We start from the raw sequence: 18,013 nt of genomic DNA, 5'->3' as shown, positions 1-18,013 counted from the left end.
CCTGGAGCCCGTCAGCCGGCGCTCTGCTCCTCTGCGAGGATCCGGTCGAGTGCCTCGTCAAGATGCGCCTCGAAGTCGGCGAGCGCCCGCTCCTGGCCGAGCGGCACGAGCTTGTCGGTGCGGTCGAGGAAGGCGACGAGTGGAGCGACGCCCGCCCGGAACAGCGCCTGGTCACCGCCCACTTGGAGCCTGATGTGCACCTCGCCCGGCATCTCGCCCGGTCTGCCGGCCAGTTCCACCGGCTCGATGCGCACATCGCCGTCGCCGCAGGGACCGGCCACCCCGTCCACCAGGAGCTCTCGGCCGAAGGCCCAGGTCACCGGGGCGTCCCCAGGGAGGTGGAAGGTCAGCCGCACGGCGTAGGGATCAGCGGCGGCGTACCGCAGCTCCACCGGGATGCGGAACGAGAGTTCCTCGGAGACGAGGAAGCTCATCATGACCTCTGCTTGTACTGCCTGTACCGACTCGCGCATCGCCTACCCCGTCAATTTGCCGTCGATTGGCCGGGAGTAACCATCCCGGCACCCTTCGCATCTTGCTTAACGTACATGCGGGATCACAAGGAGTGAGTTTTCAGATGCTGATAGAGAAGGCGAGTGTCCTGACGAGTTTGCCGACTTCGTTCTGCAGCTGTCGTGCCGCGGGCAGCAGGCGACCGGCCTGATGGGACGGGAGAGAAACCGCCATCGTGGCCGCGGTGGACCCGACGGTGATGGGAAACGCCGCGCAGACAGTGCCCAACGCGTACTCCTGGCGCTCCACGACCGGTTGCATGCGCCCCAGCCCGTTGAGCCGTCGTAGCAGCGAGCGGTCGTCGCGCACCGTGTACGGGGTGATCGAATGCGCGGGATAGCGGTCGAGGTGGTCGCGTCGGCTCTCGTCGTCGAGCTGGGCGAGGAGGCACTGGCCGATCGCGTGCGCGTGCCCCGTCTCGCGGAAGTCGGCCCATTCCGCGACCGCCGGATTCCCGGGCGTGTCGGCGACGGCCACGACTTCGATCTCGCCCTCGCGGTAGACCGAGAAGTACACCGGGACGCCGATGGCGTCGCGCCAGTGCTGCAGGGCGTCGGTGATCATGCCGCGACGATTCTGCTGCGTTGCGCTGCTACTCAGCCGCTCGGCCGCCGCCCCCAGGACGAACAGGCCCTTCTCCTTGCGGAGATAGCCCTCGTGGGCGAGCGTGCGCAGCAGGTGATACGCCGTGGGAAGCGCGAGGCCGGCCTCCCGGGCGAGCTGCTTGGCCGGCGCTCCCTCTTCGTGCGACGCGACGGCCTCGAGGAGGCGCATCGCGCGCTGGACGGAACCGATGAGGGTGGGCGGGGCGCCGGTCGGGCCGCCCTCGGGGTGGGCCTCGGCCTGAACGTCGTCGTAGCTGTGCGCGCGACAGCCGAGGGGAGGGGGCATCGCGTGTGGGGACGTGGCGTCGGCAGACATGGTGTCGGGGGACGTGATGTCGGCGGACAACGGGGCGGCGGAAAGCGGTTCAGCCGTGGCCAAGGTTCACTCCCGAAGCGCGTGGGGTCCCCCCCCGCTTCTCGGGAATCACGGGGGTGCGGCCGTCGAGTTGTGGACTCTAGCCCTGGCCACCACTTCGAGAGGGCCGCGCGGGGAAACTTCCCCCGCGCGAGCGAACCGTTGCCCAGAGCTACCAGTCGCTGCGCGAGGACGAGCCCGTTATGAACTTCCGTACGACGTAGATGAGTCCACCGACCAGGGCCACGAAGACCAGCACCTTGAAGAGCAGACCGATCACGAAGCCCACGACGCTGGCTATCAGTCCGCCGAAGACGACCAGGGCGATGACCGGCACCGCGACCCACTTAACCCACCACGGCATGCCCGCGAAGATCTCTCGCACTGCCATCGCCCTTACCTCTCTCCCGAGCCGTACCGCTTCGATACGGCTTCTGCATTCGATGCTGGCATGCCGAGGGGCCCTGTGGGGGCCGCGGACCCCTTGTCGTCCCCTGAGCGACCCCCTAGGAAACCCCGAGATCCGCCGTCAGCTCTCAGGCGGAGAGAACACCACCAGAACCCGCAGGCCCTCGCTGATGTGATGGAACTTGTGGGCCACCCCGGCCGGCACGTACACGACGCTGCCGCGCGCCACCTGGGTCGTCTCCATGCCGACGGTGATCGAACCGCGACCGCTGACGACGAGATACACCTCGTCCTGCTGGTGGGGCTGCTGCGGGTCCTGGTCCCCCGCGTCGAGGGCGTAGAGCCCGACCGACATGTTCCGCTCCCGCAGGAACTGCAGATACGCGCCGTCGTTCGCGGCACGTTCCGCTTCCAGTTCGTCCAGCCGGAATGCCTTCATCCCACTTGTCCGCCTCTTGCCCGTGAGCGGCCTCGCAGGGCCACTCTCATGATCCGGTCTCGTCTGCCACGATCAGACACATGAAGAATTTCGTAGTCAAGACGATCGCCAACGCGGGGGCCCTTGCTGTCGCGGTGTGGCTGCTCGACAAGATCACGCTGACAGGGGACAGCACCGGCAAGAAGGTCGGCACGCTGATCATCGTGGCGCTGCTGTTCGGCCTGGTGAATCTCCTGGTCAAGCCCATAGTGAAGCTCCTCACCTTCCCGCTCTTCATCCTGACGCTCGGCCTGATCACGCTCGTGGTCAACGCCCTGATGCTGCTGCTGACCTCATGGCTGGCCGACCAGTTCAACCAGAGCTTCCATGTCGAGGGGTTCTGGACCGCCGTCCTCGGTGGCCTGATCATTTCGGTCGTCTCCTGGGCGCTGAACGTCGTCCTGCCCGACGACAAGGACTGACCCCGCCCCATGTCCTTCCGTGTGTGCTTCGTCTGCACCGGCAACATCTGCCGCTCGCCCATGGCCGAGTCGGTCTTCCGCGCGCGCGTCCACGAGGCCGGTCTCGCCGGCCTCGTGGAGGTGGACAGCGCGGGCACCGACGGCTGGCACGAGGGGGACGGTGCCGACCACCGCACCGTCTCCGTGCTGGCGGCCGGCGGCTATGAAAGCGGCCATTCGGCCCGGCAGTTCAGCGCCTCCTGGTTCTCCCGGCTCGACCTGGTGATCGCCCTGGATGCCGGGCATCTGCGCACCCTGCGCCGCCTGGCCCCGACCCCGCAGGACGCCGAGAAGGTCCGCCTGCTGCGCTCGTACGACCTCTCGGCAGGGACAGACCTGGATGTACCGGACCCGTACTACGGCGGCATCGAGGGCTTCGAGGAGTGCCTGAGAATGGTGGAGGCGGCGAGCGACGGTCTGCTCGACGCGGTACGCGCGGCACTGGAAGGGCGGGCGGCATGACGCAATCGACGCAGATCGGGGACGGCACAAGGGCAGTGCGGGCGGGGCTGCCCGAGGCCTCGAAGAACGATCCGACGCTCCCAGGGCCTGTCTTCGCCGCACACTTCCACCTGCCGGGCGATGTCTCGGGGCCCTATACGTACGGCCGGGACGACAACCCGACGTGGACCCACCTGGAGCGGGCCATCGGCGAGCTCGAGGCGCCCGGCCAGGAAGATGTCGACACCCTCGTCTTCGCGTCCGGGATGGCCGCCGTCTCGGCGGTGCTGTTCTCGCAGCTCAAGGCCGGCGACGTGGTCGTGCTGCCGAGCGACGGCTACCAGGTGTTCCCGCTCGTCCGAGAGCAGCTCACGGCGTTCGGCATCGAGGTCCGCACCGCCCCCACCGCCGGCGACGCCCAGCTCGACGTCCTGGACGGCGCGAAGCTCCTGTGGATCGAGACGCCGTCGAACCCCGGCCTCGACGTATGCGACGTGCGGCGGCTCGCCGAGGCGGCACACGCGCGTGGCGCCCTGGTGGCGGTCGACAACACGCTCGCCACGCCGCTCGGCCAGCGCCCCCTGGAGCTCGGCGCCGACTTCTCCGTGGCCAGTGGCACCAAGCAGCTCACCGGCCATGGCGACATCCTGCTCGGCTACGTGACCTGCCGCGACGCCGAGCTGACCGCGTCGGTGCGGGGCTGGCGCAAGATCGTCGGCGCGATTCCCGGCCCGATGGAGGCCTGGCTCGCCCATCGCTCCCTCGCCACGCTCCAGTTGAGGGCGGAGCGGCAGAACGCCAACGCTCTCGCGCTCGCTCTCGCCCTGCGCGACCGCGCCGACATCGAGGGCCTGCGTTACCCGGGTCTGCCCGACGACCCCTCGCACAAGATCGCCGCTCAACAGATGCGGCGCTTCGGGTGCGTGGTCTCCTTCACGCTGCCCACACGCGCGCGTGCCGAGCGCTTCATGGAGTCCCTGACGCTGGTGGACGACGCGACGAGCTTCGGCGGCGTGCGGTCCACCGCCGAGCGCCGTCGCCGCTGGGGCGGGGACGATGTCCCGGAGGGCTTCATCCGCTTCTCCGCCGGTGCCGAGGATCCGGACGACCTGGTGGCCGATGTGCTGCGCGCGCTCGACGAGGCGGCCATCTAGGGCCCCTCACGGGCCACTCCATGCCGGCCGCGGCCTCGGTCTCATCACCGGCTACGCACAATGGACGGTCCGAGCCTCCCCCCTCGTGGCTCGGACCGTCCCCGGTTCCTACGCGCTAAGAACCGCGCGCATAAGGCTAGTTGACTCTGTGTCAGTGTCCAATCACGGTAGCGACAGAGACCTATCGACATATTTATAGTTGGGGCCGACCCGGAGGCCGAGAGGGGAGGACACCGCCATGGATCTCGCCCTGCTGCGCACGTTCGTGACCGTGCACCGGGCGGGTTCCTTCACGCGGGCCGCCGCGCTGCTCGGCCTTTCGCAGCCCGCGGTGACATCTCAGATCCGCACCCTGGAGCGGCAGTTGGGCCGCCCCCTGTTCCTGCGCCAGGCGCGTGGCGTGACCCCCACCTCCATCGGCGACGAACTCGCGCACAAAGCCGCTCCGCACCTCGACGCCCTCGTGGAGATCACCGAGACCGGCATCGACGAGGAGTCGCCGGTGCGCACGCTGCACCTCGCGGGGCCTCCGGAGTTCACCGCCGAGCGTGCGCTGCCCGCCCTCACCGCGCTCACCCGTGACGACGGCCAGAGCTTCGCCCTGCGCGCCTCCTTCGGCAACGCCGAGGAAGTCCTGGAGGGGCTTGGCGCCGGACATCATGATCTGGCCATCACGACGGCCCGCCCGCGCGGCGCCCTGCTCACCGCGACTGCGCTCTGCGACGAGGAGCACGTCCTCCTTGCCTCGCCGCGGTGGGCCGCCCGCATAGGGCCCGGCACCCTGCGCCGCAACGGCGCGGCCGCGCTGGAGGATCTGCCGCTGGTCGAGGCGCACGAGTCGCTGCCGTTCGTCGCCCGCTACTGGGCCGCGGTCTTCGACTCACGCCCGGCCACGTCGGGCACGGTCATCGTGCCGGATCTACGCGCGGTGCTCGCCTGCACCATCGCCGGTGCCGGGCTCTCGGTACTGCCGCGCTACCTCTGCGCGCCGGCCCTGGAGCGCGGCGAGGTCGTGGCCCTGCTCGATCCCCCGGTGCCCCCGCTGCGGACGTACTTCCTCGTTGTGCGCACGGGAACGCTGGCCATGCCGCACATCGCGCGGGCGCACGAGTGGCTGCTGCGCACCGCCGTCGATTGGTGCTGATCCGTTCATGCTGACCGATTTCTGGTGATCAACTAGCGCTGATCAGTTGGCGTTGGCCTGAGGCCAGGTCGGTACGGAATGTTTCACGTGGAACCGGCGGGGCCACATTTCTCCCATGACCGTCCGACCCGTGGTCAAGCGCACCGCACGCGCCGTCCTGCTCGACGGCGACGACCTGATCCTGATCAAGCGGACCAAGCCCGGCCTGGATCCGTACTGGCTGACCCCCGGCGGCGGGGTCGAACCCGAGGACGAGACCGTCGTCGACGCCCTGCACCGCGAGGTGCACGAGGAGCTCGGCGCCAAGATCCTCGATGTGGTGCCCTGCTTCGTGGACACCGTCGAGCACATCGGCGAGGACGGCGGCGCCACTGGCGTGAAGGTCCAGCACTTCTTCGTCTGCCGCCTCGAGTCGATGGACCTCAGTCAGCGGCACGGCCCCGAGATCGAGGAGCCGTGCGGCGAGTACGAGATCGTGCGGGTGCCTTTCACCCGCGTCGGCATTGCCTCGGTCCACCTCGTCCCGCTGTCCCTGCGGCACTATCTGGACGGCAACATCGAGGGTGTACGGGCGATGCACGCGCCTGACCTGGGCTGACGGGGCGGGGCTGGGACTTCAGGGCTGGGACTTCAGGCCAGAGCCGCGGGCCTGGTCTGGGGCGCCTGCTGTAGGCGGCTTTCTTCGGGCCCGACACTCGGCTGCCGGCGTCAGTTGCCGGTCGCGACGAGCTCCTCCACCGAGTCGTGGCGGATCCGGTCCACCGGGATCCCGATGTCCCGCAGGGCGTCGACCCCGTTGCGGATCATGCCGGGCGGGCCCGACAGATAGGCGTCGTACTCGTTCCAGGGGCCGTACTCGCGTACCGCGTCGGGCAGTTGCAGATGGGCCTGCTGATCGACGATCGGGCGGACCGCCAGCCACGGGTGGGTCTGCTGGAGCCGCAGCATCGTGTCGATGTCGTACAGGTCGTGGTCGGTGCGAGCCCCGTAGAACACCTCGACCGGGCGCCGCTGGCCATGCTCGGCGACGTCCTCGACGAGGGCCTTGATGGGCGCGATCCCGGTGCCTCCGCCGAGACAGAGCAGCCCGCTGTCGGAGCTGTGGTCCACCGTCATCGAACCGGAGGGCGGGCCGAGCCGGATCACATCGCCGGGACGGGCGCGGTGCACGAGCGCGTTGGAGACCCACCCCGCAGGGACGGCCTTCACATGGAACGAGAGCAGCCCGTCGGAGCGGGGCGCCGAGGCGAAGGAGTAGTGCCGCCAGATCCGCGGCCACCAGGGCGTCTCCAGGCTCGTGTACTGCCCGGCGAGAAACGGGTACGGCTGGTCGGGCCGGACCGTGACCACGGCGATGTCCGGGGTCCTCAGGTCGTGCGAGACCACCTCGCCGTACCACCACGCGGGCGCGCGCAGCTCGTCCGCTGCCGACGCGTCGATCATGACCTGGGAGATCGTCGTGTACGTGCGCACCCAGGCCGCCTCCGTCTCCTGGTCCCACGTCGTCGTCGCGTACCGGGTCAGCGCGCCGATCAGACACTCGCCGACGGCGGGGTAGTGCTCGGGCTGCGTGCCGTACTTGCGGTGACCACGGCCCAGGTTCTGCAGGTACGGGACGAGGACGCTCTTGTTGTCGGCGTGCTCGGCCGCCGTCAGCAGCGCCTTGAGGAGCCGGTCGCGCTGGGTGTCCATCGAGGCGGGGAACAGGGGCCGGAGTTCGGGGTGGCGCACGAAGAGCAGCGCGTAGAAGTACGAGGTGACCTTGTCGGCGTCGGGGCCGACCTCCTCCAGTGTGCGGCGGATGAGCCGCGCGTCGGGGGAGGCTTCGGGCGCGGGAGCGGGGCGGGGGGTGGCCTCTGCCGTGGGCTCCGGTGCCGGTGCCGGCGCCGGGGGCGCTGAGTGTGGCGGGCGCGCGGGGCTCGACCCTTGTCCGTGCTGGGCGGCGTGGGGACGCGCGGTCGCGTCCGGGCCGGGCTGGGTAGGGTGCGCGTTCCCGCCGGGGGCGGCCTGGCGAGGGCGCGGGCCAGGGGCCGACGCGTGCTGAGGTGCGGGTGCGGCCTCCGCCGCCGGGGCGGGGCTCTGCGCGGGCACCGTCTCCGCGTGGTCGTCCGATATTCGTTCGGGCCGGCCCACAGGTCGTATAGGCGTGACCTTGCGCCCCTCTGACGGCGTGTCCTGGTTCGTGCCCGGGCCGGTGGGCGGCGCCTTGCGCGGAGTGAACCAACCGCCCCCGCCGCCGGAACCGGAGTCGGCCGACGTTGTGGTCGGAGCGTCCATGCTGTGCCTCGCCTCGAACATCTTTCGGTCGGTCTGCGTACTCCCGCGATCGGAAGTCGCTCTTTCCCCGTTCTGCCGCGGCAGAATGCGGCGGCCCAAGTGAACCCGCATTCCGGTCCGCTACGGACAAGTAAGGGAGGAATGTGACATTGCCCGCAGTTCCTCACCGCAGCGTGCCATCCGGCGCGACCCCGCAAGCCGCATAGCGGAAATAGCAGGTCTTCGATCTCTCCGTCCCGTTAGGCTGTCTACTTGGCCTGCGTGCATGGCCCGGGTTGCGCCGAGCGCGGTAGCCTCGGACCGGAGTCGACCATACCGGCACCCGCCAAACGCACAAGTCCCCCTTGCCCAGCAAGGAATTCGACAGGGGATATGCCCCTGCAATCCCTCAATTAGCGGGCGTGCCGCACCAATTCGTATGCCTACCGCAGATCGCGGCCGGCATACGAGTGAGTCGCCAGACCCGCGACGTGCTGATCCACATTGACCGCGACCGATACCGGCACGGCGCCGAACAGCTCCACATCGGAGAACGAGTCGCCGCAGGCAATGCAAGTGGCCCGTGACACCCCGAACTTTTCACAGAGCCGGTCCGCGATCTTCACCTTCGCCCCGGCGCTGAGCAGGGCATGCACCCGCCGCGCGTACTCCGGCGGTCCGATGTGCTGCGCGCCGATCTCACGATCCAGGGCCACCATCTCGGCCTCGAGCCCCAGTTGACGGGAGATTTCCACAGGCACCGACGTCCCGTGCAGCAGCGTTCCGTTCAGCTCGAAGAGATGCGGTCTCGCCATGTACGCCGAGGCTAGTACCCGGGGTTACTCCCTCTGTCGGACGCCCTCGAGGGGCACTCCCGGCACGGTGTTTCACGTGAAACTACGCCGTCCCGCTCGCCGAGCCGCCCTCGTCGTCCATGTGACGTCCTCCGCCTGCTGGCTGGGGCTCACACTCGGCCTGCTCGCGCTCGCCGTCACGGCGACCACCACGGGTTCCGACCCGATGGTCGAGGCCGCCTGCCGCGCCATGAAGGTCTTCACGGACTGGCTGGTGATCCAGCTCGCTCTGCTCACTCTGCTGAGCGGCCTGCTGCTGTCACTGGGCACCCCCTGGGGCCTCGCCCGGCACCGCTGGGTCTATGCCAAGTTCTGGCTCACGCTCGCCACAACCGCCGCCTCGGTCTTCGCGCTGCGACCCGGCGTCAACGCCGCGGTCGCGACGGTCATGGCAGGTACTCCGCTGCCCCAGCCGAGCGATCTGGTGGCCGGCCCCCTTGTCTCCCTGACCGCCTATCTCTTCATGACGGTGATCTCGGTACGCAAGCCATGGGGACTGACGCGACGTGGCCGAAAGCAGCATGCTGCCCGCAAAGCGGTGGACGCGGACCGGCTGCGTCAGTCAGCCTGACCTGCGTGTCGACACCTCCCCTCTCCGATCTACCCATCCGCCGGCTCACCCCGCGCGACCTCACGGCCTGCGCCGATCTCTCCGAGGACCGCGGCTGGCCCCGCGAGGAACACAAGTGGGGCCTGCTGCTCGCGGCCGGCACCGGCTACGGCATCGACGACCCCGACGGGGGCCTGGTGAGCGCCTGCGTGGTGACCGACTACGGCCCGCCGAACCGGCCCGCGCTGAGCGCCATCGGCATGGTGCTCGTCGCCGAACGCCACGCCCGCCGCGGCATCGGCCGCCGCCTCATGCAGTACGTCGCCGAGCAGGCGGACACCACACCGCTCACCCTGCACGCGACCCCGTACGGCCGCCCGCTCTACGAAGAGTTGGGCTTCAAGGTCACCGGGCGTGCGGAGATGGTGCGGGGACACTTCACCCCCGGTGGACCGACGCCGTCCGTGGCCACGCGCGCCGCGACCGCTGAGGATCTCTCGGCCATCCTTCGCCTGGACGCAGAGGTCTTCGGCCTCGACCGCACCCACGTCCTGACCCGCCTCCCGGCTTTCGCAGACCAGTTGCGCGTGGCCGAGGACGGAGGCGAACTCATCGGCTTCGCGGCCGCCTGGCCCAACATGGACACCCATGTCATCGGCCCACTGATCGCCCGCGACACCGAGACGGCGAAGGCTCTCGTCACCTCGCTCGCCGCCAGTACGGATCGCCCCCTGCGTACCGACATCGACGTGCGCCATGAGGACCTGCTGGCGTGGATCAAGGCACGAGGGGTGGAGTCCCAGGCCTTCAACGCCGTGATGACTTTCGGAGCCCCCGAACTCCCCGGCGACTGGACGCGCCGTTTCGCGCCCCTGACGGTCGCCGCGGGCTGACCTGACCGGGCAGCGCATGCGATGAAGTCCGCCCCTGAACACCGTGGGATCACGGCGTCCAGGGGCGGACTTCTGTGTGGGGAGGCGCGTCGCGCTCAGGCCTCGTTGAGCGTCAGACGAGCTCTGCCAAGGCTGCCGTGGCGAACCCGTGGTCCTGCTCCGGTGCGCCGCCGCCGACACCGACCGCGCCGATGAGGTGACCGTCGCGGTGGACGGGGATGCCGCCCGCGATGAAGAGCAACGGCCGGTCCAAGGCGGTGGGCAGGCTGTGGAACGGGCCGTCGGGCTTGACCAGGTCGACGAGGTCTGCGGTCGGGGCGTTCAGCTGGAGGGCGGTGTACGCCTTGCGGGTGCTGGTCTCACCGGAGATCAGCACGGCCCGGTCGTCGCGCCGGAAGGCGAGCAGGTGTCCGCCGGCGTCGAGGACGGTGACGCTGACGTTCACTCCGGCGGACTCGGCCGCACGGCGGGCGGCGGTCACGAGGATCTCCGCGTCCTGGATGGTCAGAGGCGCGACAGCCGTGGTGGTGCTCATGAGGGGGTTTCTCCTTGCGGGGATGTGCGGTGAAACGGGTGTGGGGACGACGCTGGCCCCGGAGTGAGGGTGAAGTGAGGGTCTGCGGGCCGCTCAGCTGTGAGCGGGTTCCGCCTGCCGGGCCCCTTCGGGAGTCGCGCTTGCGACGACCGGGTTCGAGGCCTTGGACTGGCGCTCAAGGCCGGCGGACACGACGGCCAGGACGAGTGCGGCGGCGGCGAGGACAGCGCCGACCCAGTTGGGGGCCGTGTAGCCGAGGCCGGCCGCGATGACGATGCCGCCGAGCCAGGCCGAGAGAGCGTTGCCGAGGTTGAAGGCGCCGATGTTGACCGCGGAGGCCAGCGTGGGGGCGCCGTGGGCCTGGTCGAGGACCCGCTTCTGCAGCGGCGGCACCGTGGCGAAACCGAGAGCGCCGATCAGCGCGATCGAGATCGCCGCCAGGACCTTGTTGTGGGCGGTCAGCGTGAACAGGGCCAGCACGACGGCCAACCCGCTCAGTGCGACGTACAGCATCGGCATCAGCTTGCGGTCGGCGAACTTGCCGCCGATCAGGTTGCCCGCGACCATGCCGAGGCCGAACAGAACGAGGAGCCAGGTCACCGACGTGTCGGCGTAACCGGCGACGTTCGTCATCATCGGTGCGATGTAAGTGATGGCGGCGAAGACTCCTCCGAACCCGAGCACGGTCATGGCCATCGCCAGCAGGACCTGGACGTTCTTGAAGGCGGCGAGTTCGTGCCGCAGGTGGACGCCTTCGGCCTTGGGCATGTCGGGGACGAGCTTGGCGATCCCGAGCAGTCCGACGACTCCGAGCGCCGCAACGGCCACGAAGGTGACGCGCCAGCCGACGCTCTGGCCGATGAGCGTGCCCAGGGGTACGCCGACGACGTTGGCGACGGTCAGGCCGGTGAACATCATGGCGATGGCTCCGGCCTTCTTCTCGGGGGCGACCAGCTCGGCCGCGACGACCGCGCCGATTCCGAAGAAGGCGCCGTGCGCGAGTGAGGCGACCACGCGGCCGATCACCATGACGAGGAAGACGGGCGCCACCGCGGAGAGCACGTTGCCCAGGATGAACAAGCCCATCAAGAGCAGCAGCATCCGCTTGCGCGAGATGCGGGTGCCCAGAATCGTCATGAGGGGGGCACCGAACATGACGCCGAGGGCGTAGCCGGTGACCAGAAATCCGGCCGTGGGGATGGAGACGCCGAAGTCACCCGCGACCTCGGGGAGCAGCCCCATGATCACGAATTCCGTGGTTCCGATCCCGAAGGCCCCGATCGCGAGAGCCAGAAGCGCGAGAGGCATAGGGTTCACCTTCCCAGACTGTTGCAGGTGCGCTTTGCGTGCGTTCACAATACTTGCAGACGCGCACTACTTGCAAGCGCCGACAATTTCGCGCGTGGACTATCCTGGGCTCAGCCGCTTCGGGACGGAGGAATCCAGAGCCATGACCGCCACAGACCCCGCACTCACCGCCCTGGCCCAGGGCTGGTGCGCCCTCTCCCTGCTCCACGGGAGGATCGAGACCCACATCGAGCGCGCTCTGCAGGCCAAGCACGACCTGAGCGTGCGGGAGTACTCGCTGCTCGATGTCCTCAGCCGCCAGCACGACGGTGAAGGCGGTCACCTGCAGATGAAGCAGGTCGCGGACGCCGTTGTCCTCAGCCAGAGCGCCACCACGCGCCTGGTGACGCGTCTGGAGGACCGCGGTCTGCTCGCCCGCTACCTCTGCCCCACCGACCGTCGCGGCATCTACACGGACGTGAGCGAGACGGGGCTGGCTCTGCTCGCCGAAGCGCGGCCCACCAATGACACCGCCCTGCGCGAGGCACTCGACGAGGCGGCCAGGAACCCCGAACTCGCCCCGCTGGTCCGCGCGGTGGAAGCCGTACGCGTCCCCGCCTGAGACGTCACCTCGAAAGGCCGGGGACCGCCCGGCGCCGGGCGGTCCAGGACTGACGACACCATGGCCGCATAGGCTGCGGCCATGGGAGATCTTGAGATACGGCCTGCCGTGGCCTCCGACGTCCCGGCCATCGTGGCAATGCTGACGGACGACCACCTGGGCGCCGGCCGCGAGTCACCGGACGACCTCACGCCATATCTGGAGGCGCACGCGCGCATCGCCGGGGACCCCAACCAGCACCTGGTCGTCGCCGTGCGCGAGGGGCGCACTGTCGGCGCCCTTCAGCTCACCGTCATCCCCGGGCTCTCCCGGAAGGGCTCCACGCGCTCGATCATCGAGGGCGTCCGCATCCACGCGGACGAGCGTGGCAGCGGGCTCGGCACGTTGCTCATCGAGTGGGCCGTGGATGAATCCCGCCGCCAGAACTGCCAGTTGGTGCAGCTGACCTCCGACGCCACCCGGACCGACGCCCATCGCTTCTACGAGCGACTGGGTTTCGAGGCCTCACATGTGGGCTTCAAGCTCCAGCTCTGACAACGCCGAGGGGCCGGGTGCTCGTCTGTTTCACGTGAAACAGACGAGCATCCGGCCCCTTCACCATCCCCACCAGGAACTAGGCCGGACAGGAACGATCCAGACTGGTAGCAAGACCGGCTAGGACCGAGGAAGCCCTCGCCAGCCCTCCGGGTCCACGCCGCCAGGAACCGGCGCCCCCTTCTCGTACGGCTCACGCGTGAAGACGAACGATCCGAGATCGAGATGGCTCACCGACCCGTCGGGCCGGCGCTCGACGCGCAAGAGTTCCCCCGCGTAGTAGCCGTCCAGCCCGGTCCAGGTGCCGTCGCCGTTCGGTCGGAATCGCGAGTCCCGCGCCCCACCCGTCAGCGGTCCGAGCGAGACTCCTCCGTCGGCCGTCAGGCGCAGCACCGTGCTCTGCGTACCCCAGTACCAGGGCCCGGCGAGCTCCAGCACCGTCGCATCGACGTCCGGCAGGGGCCGCCACGGCTCGGGGATGCGCGGCTCGGCCTCGGCAACGATACGGAGAAGGTCCGTGCTGACCGTCGATGCGGGCACGCCCGACGTGCAGTTGGCGAGCGTGACCGCGGCCAGACCGTCCTCCTCGCTCAGCCACAGCCCCGCCACGAACCCGGGCAGCGAACCACCGTGCCCGGCCAGCACCCGGCCATTCCTCCGTGCCAGCTGAAGACCGAGGCCGTACGAGGAGTCCCAGTCCCCCGACAGCGTGGGCGCGGCGGGCGTGCGCATCTCGCGTACGGACTGCGCATTCAGAACGCGGTCGTCGCCCTCCATCAGGAACACGGCGAACCGCCCCAAATCCGCTGCCGTCGACCAGAGTTGTCCCGCAGGAGCCATCAGACCCAGATCCTCCGCGGGCTCCGGCATCATCACATCGGCCCAGGGATGCACGGCCCAGCCACCGGCATGCGGGGCCTGCGGCTGCCCGCTCGTCCGGTCCAGACCGAGCGGCTCCAGGACCTCGCGACGCAGGACGTCCTCCCACGGAGCACCGCGCAACGCCTCGACCAGCGAACCCAGCAACGTGTAGCCGGGGTTGGAGTAGTGATGCTGCTTGCCGACCGGATGTCTGAACGGCTTCTCACCCAACACATCGGCGAGCTCGGGACGCAGCGAGGACGACGAACGCTCCCACCAAGGACCAGGAGTCTCGGCCGCCAACCCACTGGTGTGCGCCAGAAGTTCGGCGATGGTGACCTGGCCGGCGCCGGTGCCCGGCAGATGCTTCTCCAACGGGTCCCCGAGGTCGAGCACACCCTCGTCCCGCAGCCTCAGCACCAGCACGGCCGTGAACGTCTTGGTGATCGAGCCGATCCGGTACTGCACGTGCTCGTCCGGAGCATGCCCGTCCACACAGGTACGCCCACCGCTCCACACCAGCTCACCGTCGCGAACGACCGCGGCCACCAGCGAAGGGGACCGGCCTTCCGCCTGAGCGGTGGCAATGTGATGCAAGAGGGCTCGGCGCGTCGTGGGCAGCAGCTCTTCAGGGGATGTCGTCATGCCCCAAGTCCACCCCGCCGGCAGCCAGGCGTCGACCCCTTTTAGGCCGACAGCTCCAGGTCGCACGCCCATGCCGTGCGGTTGCGGTCGTGCGGGAGCAGGTTGTACGGGATCAGGTCTGCGCCATGTCCACGAAGCGCGAGTAGTGACCCTGGAAGGCGACCGTGATCGTTGCCGTCGGACCGTTACGGTGCTTGCCCACGATGATGTCCGCCTCGCCGGCGCGGGGGGACTCCTTCTCGTAGGCGTCCTCGCGGTGCAAAAGGATCACCATGTCCGCGTCCTGCTCGATCGAGCCGGATTCACGCAGGTCGGACACCATCGGCTTCTTGTCCGTGCGCTGCTCGGGGCCACGGTTCAGCTGGGAGAGCGCGATGACCGGCACTTCCAGCTCCTTGGCGAGCAGCTTCAGGTTTCGCGACATGTCCGAGACCTCCTGCTGACGGCTCTCGGAGCGCTTCGAACCACCGGCCTGCATCAGCTGCAGATAGTCGATGATCACGAGCTTGATGTCATTGCGCTGCTTGAGGCGACGGCACTTCGCGCGGATCTCCATCATCGACAGGTTCGGCGAGTCGTCGATGTAGAGCGGTGCCGCCGAGACCTCGGGCATCCGGCGCGCGAGCCGGGTCCAGTCCTCGTCCGTCATGGTGCCGGAGCGCATGTGGTGCAGCGCGACCCGCGCCTCCGCGGACAGCAGACGCATCGCGATCTCGTTCCGGCCCATTTCCAGGGAGAAGATGACGCTGGGCAGGTTGTGCTTGATCGAGGCGGCCCGGGCGAAGTCGAGCGCCAGCGTGGACTTACCCATGGCGGGACGGGCAGCGATGACGATCATCTGGCCGGGGTGCAGGCCGTTCGTCAGGGAGTCGAAGTCGGTGAACCCGGTGGGCACACCGGTCATCTCGCCGCTGCGGGAGCCGATCGCCTCGATCTCGTCGAGCGCGCCCTCCATGATGTCCCCGAGCGGGAGGTAATCCTCGCTGGTGCGCTGCTCGGTGACCGCGTAGATCTCGGCCTGCGCACTGTTCACGATCTCGTCGACGTCGCCGTCGGCCGCGTATCCCATCTGCGTGATGCGCGTGCCCGCCTCGACGAGCCGGCGCAGGACCGCACGCTCGTGGACGATCTCGGCGTAGTACTCGGCGTTCGCCGCCGTCGGAACCGTCTGGACGAGGGTGTGCAGATACGATGCGCCACCGACCTTGGTGATCTCGCCACGCTTGGTGAGCTCGGCCGCGACCGTGATCGGGTCGGCCGGCTCGCCCTTCGCATACAGGTCGAGAACCGCGGTGAAGATCGTTTCGTGAGCGGGGCGGTAGAAGTCGTGGCCCTTGATCACCTCGACGACGTCGGCGATCGCGTCCTTCGACAGGAGCATGCCGCCGAGGACGGACTGCTCGGCATCGAGGTCCTGGGGGGGTACCCGCTCGAAGGACGGAGCTCCGTCGTCCCAGCCGCCGTCGCCACCGCGGTCGTGCTGCTCCTCGCGCCCCCGCCCGCCGCTGCCACGCTGGCGGGAGGCAGGCAGACGGTCACTGGGACCGCTGTCGGCCCAGGGGTCGTCCAAAGGCTCGGAGATACTCACCGGGCCACCTCCTCCAGTCCGCCGGGCGGACCTCGCCGTGCCCTCTTTCTTACGGCACGACACTGACAAATATGGGGTCCCGACTCCGGTTCTGACGCGTCGGTTCATGACGTTTCCGAGGCCTGAAATCGTGGCGGGCGCCGCACCACGGTAGGCCCCTCGGCACCTTCAGCCAATCTGGTTATCCACAGGCGGTGTGGATGAAGGGCCTCTCGCTGTGGAGAACTCCGCAAAACCTGTGCACGACACGGTGGACAGCCCTGTGAACAAGCCCTCAGGAAGCACGCAGAAACGTGCCTGACCTGCGACTTTCCCGTCCACTGGCTGTGCAGGAAAAATACTTTCCCGCTCGGCTCAAGATCCCTGTAAACGGTGCGTGACGCCACGCCCGAGAGGCACATAAGTAAGGACTCAAAGGCGGTTGCATCTCTTACCTGTGGAAGATTACATTGGTGCTCATGACACAGGCTCCCGCGGCGACCAAGGCCGCCCGGCGTCGGCATGACCGCGAGATCGTCGCGCTGGCCGTCCCCGCCTTCGGCGCGCTCGTCGCCGAGCCTCTTTTCGTGATGGCCGACAGCGCCATCGTCGGCCATCTGGGCACCGCCCAGCTGGCCGGTCTCGCTGTCGCCTCGTCCCTCCTGATGACCGCCGTCAGCGTCTTCGTCTTTCTGGCCTACGCGACCACGGCTGCGGTGGCCCGCCGCGTCGGCGCCGGAGATCTGCAGTCCGCGATCCGTCAGGGCATGGACGGGATCTGGCTCGCGCTCCTGCTCGGTGCCGCGGTCATCGCCATTGTCCTTCCCACCGCTCCCGCGCTCGTCGAGGTGTTCGGTGCCTCGCACACCGCGGCGCCCTACGCGATCACCTATCTGCGGATCTCCTCGCTCGGCATCCCCGCGATGCTCGTCGTCCTCGCCGCGACAGGAGTCCTGCGTGGCCTCCAGGACACCAAAACCCCGCTCTATGTCGCGGTCGGAGGCTTCGTCGCCAACGGCGCGCTCAACGCGGGGCTCGTCTACGGCGCTGGCCTGGGCATCGCAGGATCCGCCTGGGGCACCGTCATCGCCCAGGTCGCCATGGCCGCCGTCTATCTTTTCGTCGTCGTACGCGGGGCCCGTCGTCACGGCGCTTCCCTGCGTCCCGACGCCGCCGGGATTCGAGCCTGCGCCCAGGCAGGCGCGCCGCTGCTCGTCCGCACCCTCTCGCTGCGCGCCATCCTCATGATCGCCACCGCTGTTGCGGCCCGGCTCGGCGACGCGGACATCGCCGCGCACCAGATCATCATCTCCCTGTGGAGCCTGCTGGCCTTCGCGCTCGACGCCATCGCCATCGCGGGCCAGGCCATCATCGGGCGCTACCTCGGAGCGGACGACGCCCAGGGCGCACGGGATGCCTGCCGCCGCATGGTGCAGTGGGGCATCGCCGCGGGAGTCGTCCTCGGACTCCTGGTGATCGTCTCCCGACCGCTCTTCATTCCACTGTTCACGAATGATCAGGTGGTGCAGAACGTGGCACTGCCCGCTCTCCTGATGGTCGCGCTGTCCCAGCCCATCTGCGGCATCGTCTTCGTTCTCGACGGGGTCCTGATGGGAGCGGGAGACGGTCCGTATCTCGCCTGGGCGATGCTCGCGACCCTGGCGGTCTTCACGCCGGTCGCCCTGCTGGTGCCGGTCTTCGGCGGAGGGCTCACCGCGCTGTGGGGCGCGATGACTTTGATGATGACCGTGCGAATGGTGACCCTGTGGCTGCGTTCGCGCTCGGGCCGTTGGATCGTCACGGGCGCCACGCGCTGACCCGTTTCACGTGAAACGGCGATCGTGAAACGC

Annotated in this window: 20 protein-coding genes; 10 read left to right on the top strand and 10 right to left on the bottom strand. The window is 68.9% G+C overall.

Annotated features, from left to right (window positions below; genetic code table 11):
* Positions 1-11 precede the first annotated feature (11 nt).
* The 4 genes from OG698_RS24385 to OG698_RS24370 form a co-directional block, all read right to left on the bottom strand.
* Complete coding sequence (locus tag OG698_RS24385) at positions 12-473, bottom strand: SsgA family sporulation/cell division regulator (RefSeq protein WP_100597185.1); 462 nt, start codon at positions 471-473, stop codon at positions 12-14.
* Between the two features lie 100 nt (positions 474-573).
* Positions 574-1,287, bottom strand: a complete 714-nt coding sequence (locus OG698_RS24380) for an IclR family transcriptional regulator (protein ID WP_406111247.1) — start codon at positions 1,285-1,287, stop codon at positions 574-576.
* Positions 1,288-1,645: 358 nt separating this feature from the next.
* On the bottom strand, positions 1,646-1,858 hold the full coding sequence (locus OG698_RS24375; RefSeq protein ID WP_100597186.1) for a DUF5326 family protein: 213 nt from the start codon (positions 1,856-1,858) through the stop codon (positions 1,646-1,648).
* Between the two features lie 144 nt (positions 1,859-2,002).
* Complete coding sequence (locus OG698_RS24370) at positions 2,003-2,320, bottom strand: cupin domain-containing protein (protein WP_406105405.1); 318 nt, start codon at positions 2,318-2,320, stop codon at positions 2,003-2,005.
* Positions 2,321-2,400: 80 nt separating this feature from the next.
* Here OG698_RS24370 and OG698_RS24365 point away from each other — a divergent pair, with 80 nt between their 5' ends.
* From OG698_RS24365 to OG698_RS24345, 5 genes are all read left to right on the top strand, one after another.
* A complete protein-coding gene (locus tag OG698_RS24365) occupies positions 2,401-2,781 on the top strand; it encodes a phage holin family protein (protein WP_100597188.1) in 381 nt (126 codons plus the stop codon).
* A gap of 9 nt (positions 2,782-2,790) precedes the next feature.
* The gene (locus OG698_RS24360) at positions 2,791-3,282 is read left to right on the top strand and encodes a low molecular weight protein-tyrosine-phosphatase (RefSeq protein ID WP_406105403.1); all 492 of its coding nucleotides are present in this window, start codon (positions 2,791-2,793) and stop codon (positions 3,280-3,282) included.
* Positions 3,279-4,415 (top strand): cystathionine gamma-lyase, encoded by a 1,137-nt coding sequence (locus OG698_RS24355; protein WP_406105402.1) that lies wholly within the window; start codon positions 3,279-3,281, stop codon positions 4,413-4,415. The genes OG698_RS24360 and OG698_RS24355 overlap by 4 nt, the downstream gene beginning before the upstream one ends.
* A 238-nt stretch (positions 4,416-4,653) precedes the next feature.
* A complete protein-coding gene (locus tag OG698_RS24350; protein ID WP_326774969.1) occupies positions 4,654-5,559 on the top strand; it encodes a LysR family transcriptional regulator in 906 nt (301 codons plus the stop codon).
* A 115-nt stretch (positions 5,560-5,674) separates the two neighbouring features.
* Positions 5,675-6,157, top strand: a complete 483-nt coding sequence (locus OG698_RS24345) for an NUDIX domain-containing protein (RefSeq protein WP_100597192.1) — start codon at positions 5,675-5,677, stop codon at positions 6,155-6,157.
* 110 nt (positions 6,158-6,267) lie between these two features.
* Here OG698_RS24345 and OG698_RS24340 read toward each other — a convergent pair whose 3' ends face one another.
* Positions 6,268-7,836, bottom strand: a complete 1,569-nt coding sequence (locus tag OG698_RS24340; RefSeq protein WP_406105400.1) for a globin domain-containing protein — start codon at positions 7,834-7,836, stop codon at positions 6,268-6,270.
* 422 nt (positions 7,837-8,258) lie between these two features.
* Positions 8,259-8,630 (bottom strand): HAD hydrolase family protein, encoded by a 372-nt coding sequence (locus OG698_RS24335; protein ID WP_406105398.1) that lies wholly within the window; start codon positions 8,628-8,630, stop codon positions 8,259-8,261.
* A 76-nt stretch (positions 8,631-8,706) separates the two neighbouring features.
* On the opposite strand from OG698_RS24335, the gene OG698_RS24330 reads away from it, so the two are divergent.
* Positions 8,707-9,240, top strand: a complete 534-nt coding sequence (locus OG698_RS24330) for a DUF2269 domain-containing protein (protein ID WP_406105397.1) — start codon at positions 8,707-8,709, stop codon at positions 9,238-9,240.
* A 5-nt stretch (positions 9,241-9,245) separates the two neighbouring features.
* Positions 9,246-10,112: a GNAT family N-acetyltransferase gene (locus tag OG698_RS24325; protein WP_406105396.1), complete on the top strand. Its 867-nt coding sequence runs from the start codon at positions 9,246-9,248 to the stop codon at positions 10,110-10,112.
* A 112-nt stretch (positions 10,113-10,224) separates the two neighbouring features.
* Here the strand turns inward: OG698_RS24325 and OG698_RS24320 are convergent, their stop codons facing one another.
* A complete protein-coding gene (locus tag OG698_RS24320) occupies positions 10,225-10,647 on the bottom strand; it encodes a heme-binding protein (RefSeq protein WP_406105395.1) in 423 nt (140 codons plus the stop codon).
* A 93-nt stretch (positions 10,648-10,740) separates the two neighbouring features.
* Positions 10,741-11,955, bottom strand: a complete 1,215-nt coding sequence (locus OG698_RS24315; RefSeq protein WP_383089001.1) for an MFS transporter — start codon at positions 11,953-11,955, stop codon at positions 10,741-10,743.
* A gap of 142 nt (positions 11,956-12,097) precedes the next feature.
* On the opposite strand from OG698_RS24315, the gene OG698_RS24310 reads away from it, so the two are divergent.
* Positions 12,098-12,556, top strand: a complete 459-nt coding sequence (locus OG698_RS24310; RefSeq protein ID WP_399969171.1) for a MarR family winged helix-turn-helix transcriptional regulator — start codon at positions 12,098-12,100, stop codon at positions 12,554-12,556.
* A gap of 81 nt (positions 12,557-12,637) precedes the next feature.
* Positions 12,638-13,090, top strand: a complete 453-nt coding sequence (locus OG698_RS24305; RefSeq protein WP_406105393.1) for a GNAT family N-acetyltransferase — start codon at positions 12,638-12,640, stop codon at positions 13,088-13,090.
* A 120-nt stretch (positions 13,091-13,210) separates the two neighbouring features.
* On the opposite strand, the gene OG698_RS24300 is transcribed toward OG698_RS24305, so the two are convergent.
* Positions 13,211-14,596, bottom strand: coding sequence for a serine hydrolase domain-containing protein (locus OG698_RS24300; protein ID WP_406105392.1), 1,386 nt, complete (start codon positions 14,594-14,596; stop codon positions 13,211-13,213).
* A 112-nt stretch (positions 14,597-14,708) separates the two neighbouring features.
* Complete coding sequence (gene dnaB, locus OG698_RS24295; RefSeq protein WP_266672310.1) at positions 14,709-16,184, bottom strand: replicative DNA helicase; 1,476 nt, start codon at positions 16,182-16,184, stop codon at positions 14,709-14,711.
* Between the two features lie 458 nt (positions 16,185-16,642).
* Here dnaB and OG698_RS24290 point away from each other — a divergent pair, with 458 nt between their 5' ends.
* Positions 16,643-17,980: an MATE family efflux transporter gene (locus OG698_RS24290; protein ID WP_406105390.1), complete on the top strand. Its 1,338-nt coding sequence runs from the start codon at positions 16,643-16,645 to the stop codon at positions 17,978-17,980.
* Positions 17,981-18,013 lie beyond the last annotated feature (33 nt).

It is taken from the genome of Streptomyces sp. NBC_01003 (assembly GCF_045162695.1).
Lineage (GTDB): Bacteria > Actinomycetota > Actinomycetes > Streptomycetales > Streptomycetaceae > Streptomyces.
Note: the sequence above shows the minus strand (reverse complement) of the source record. Positions and strands in the feature narration are given on the sequence as shown.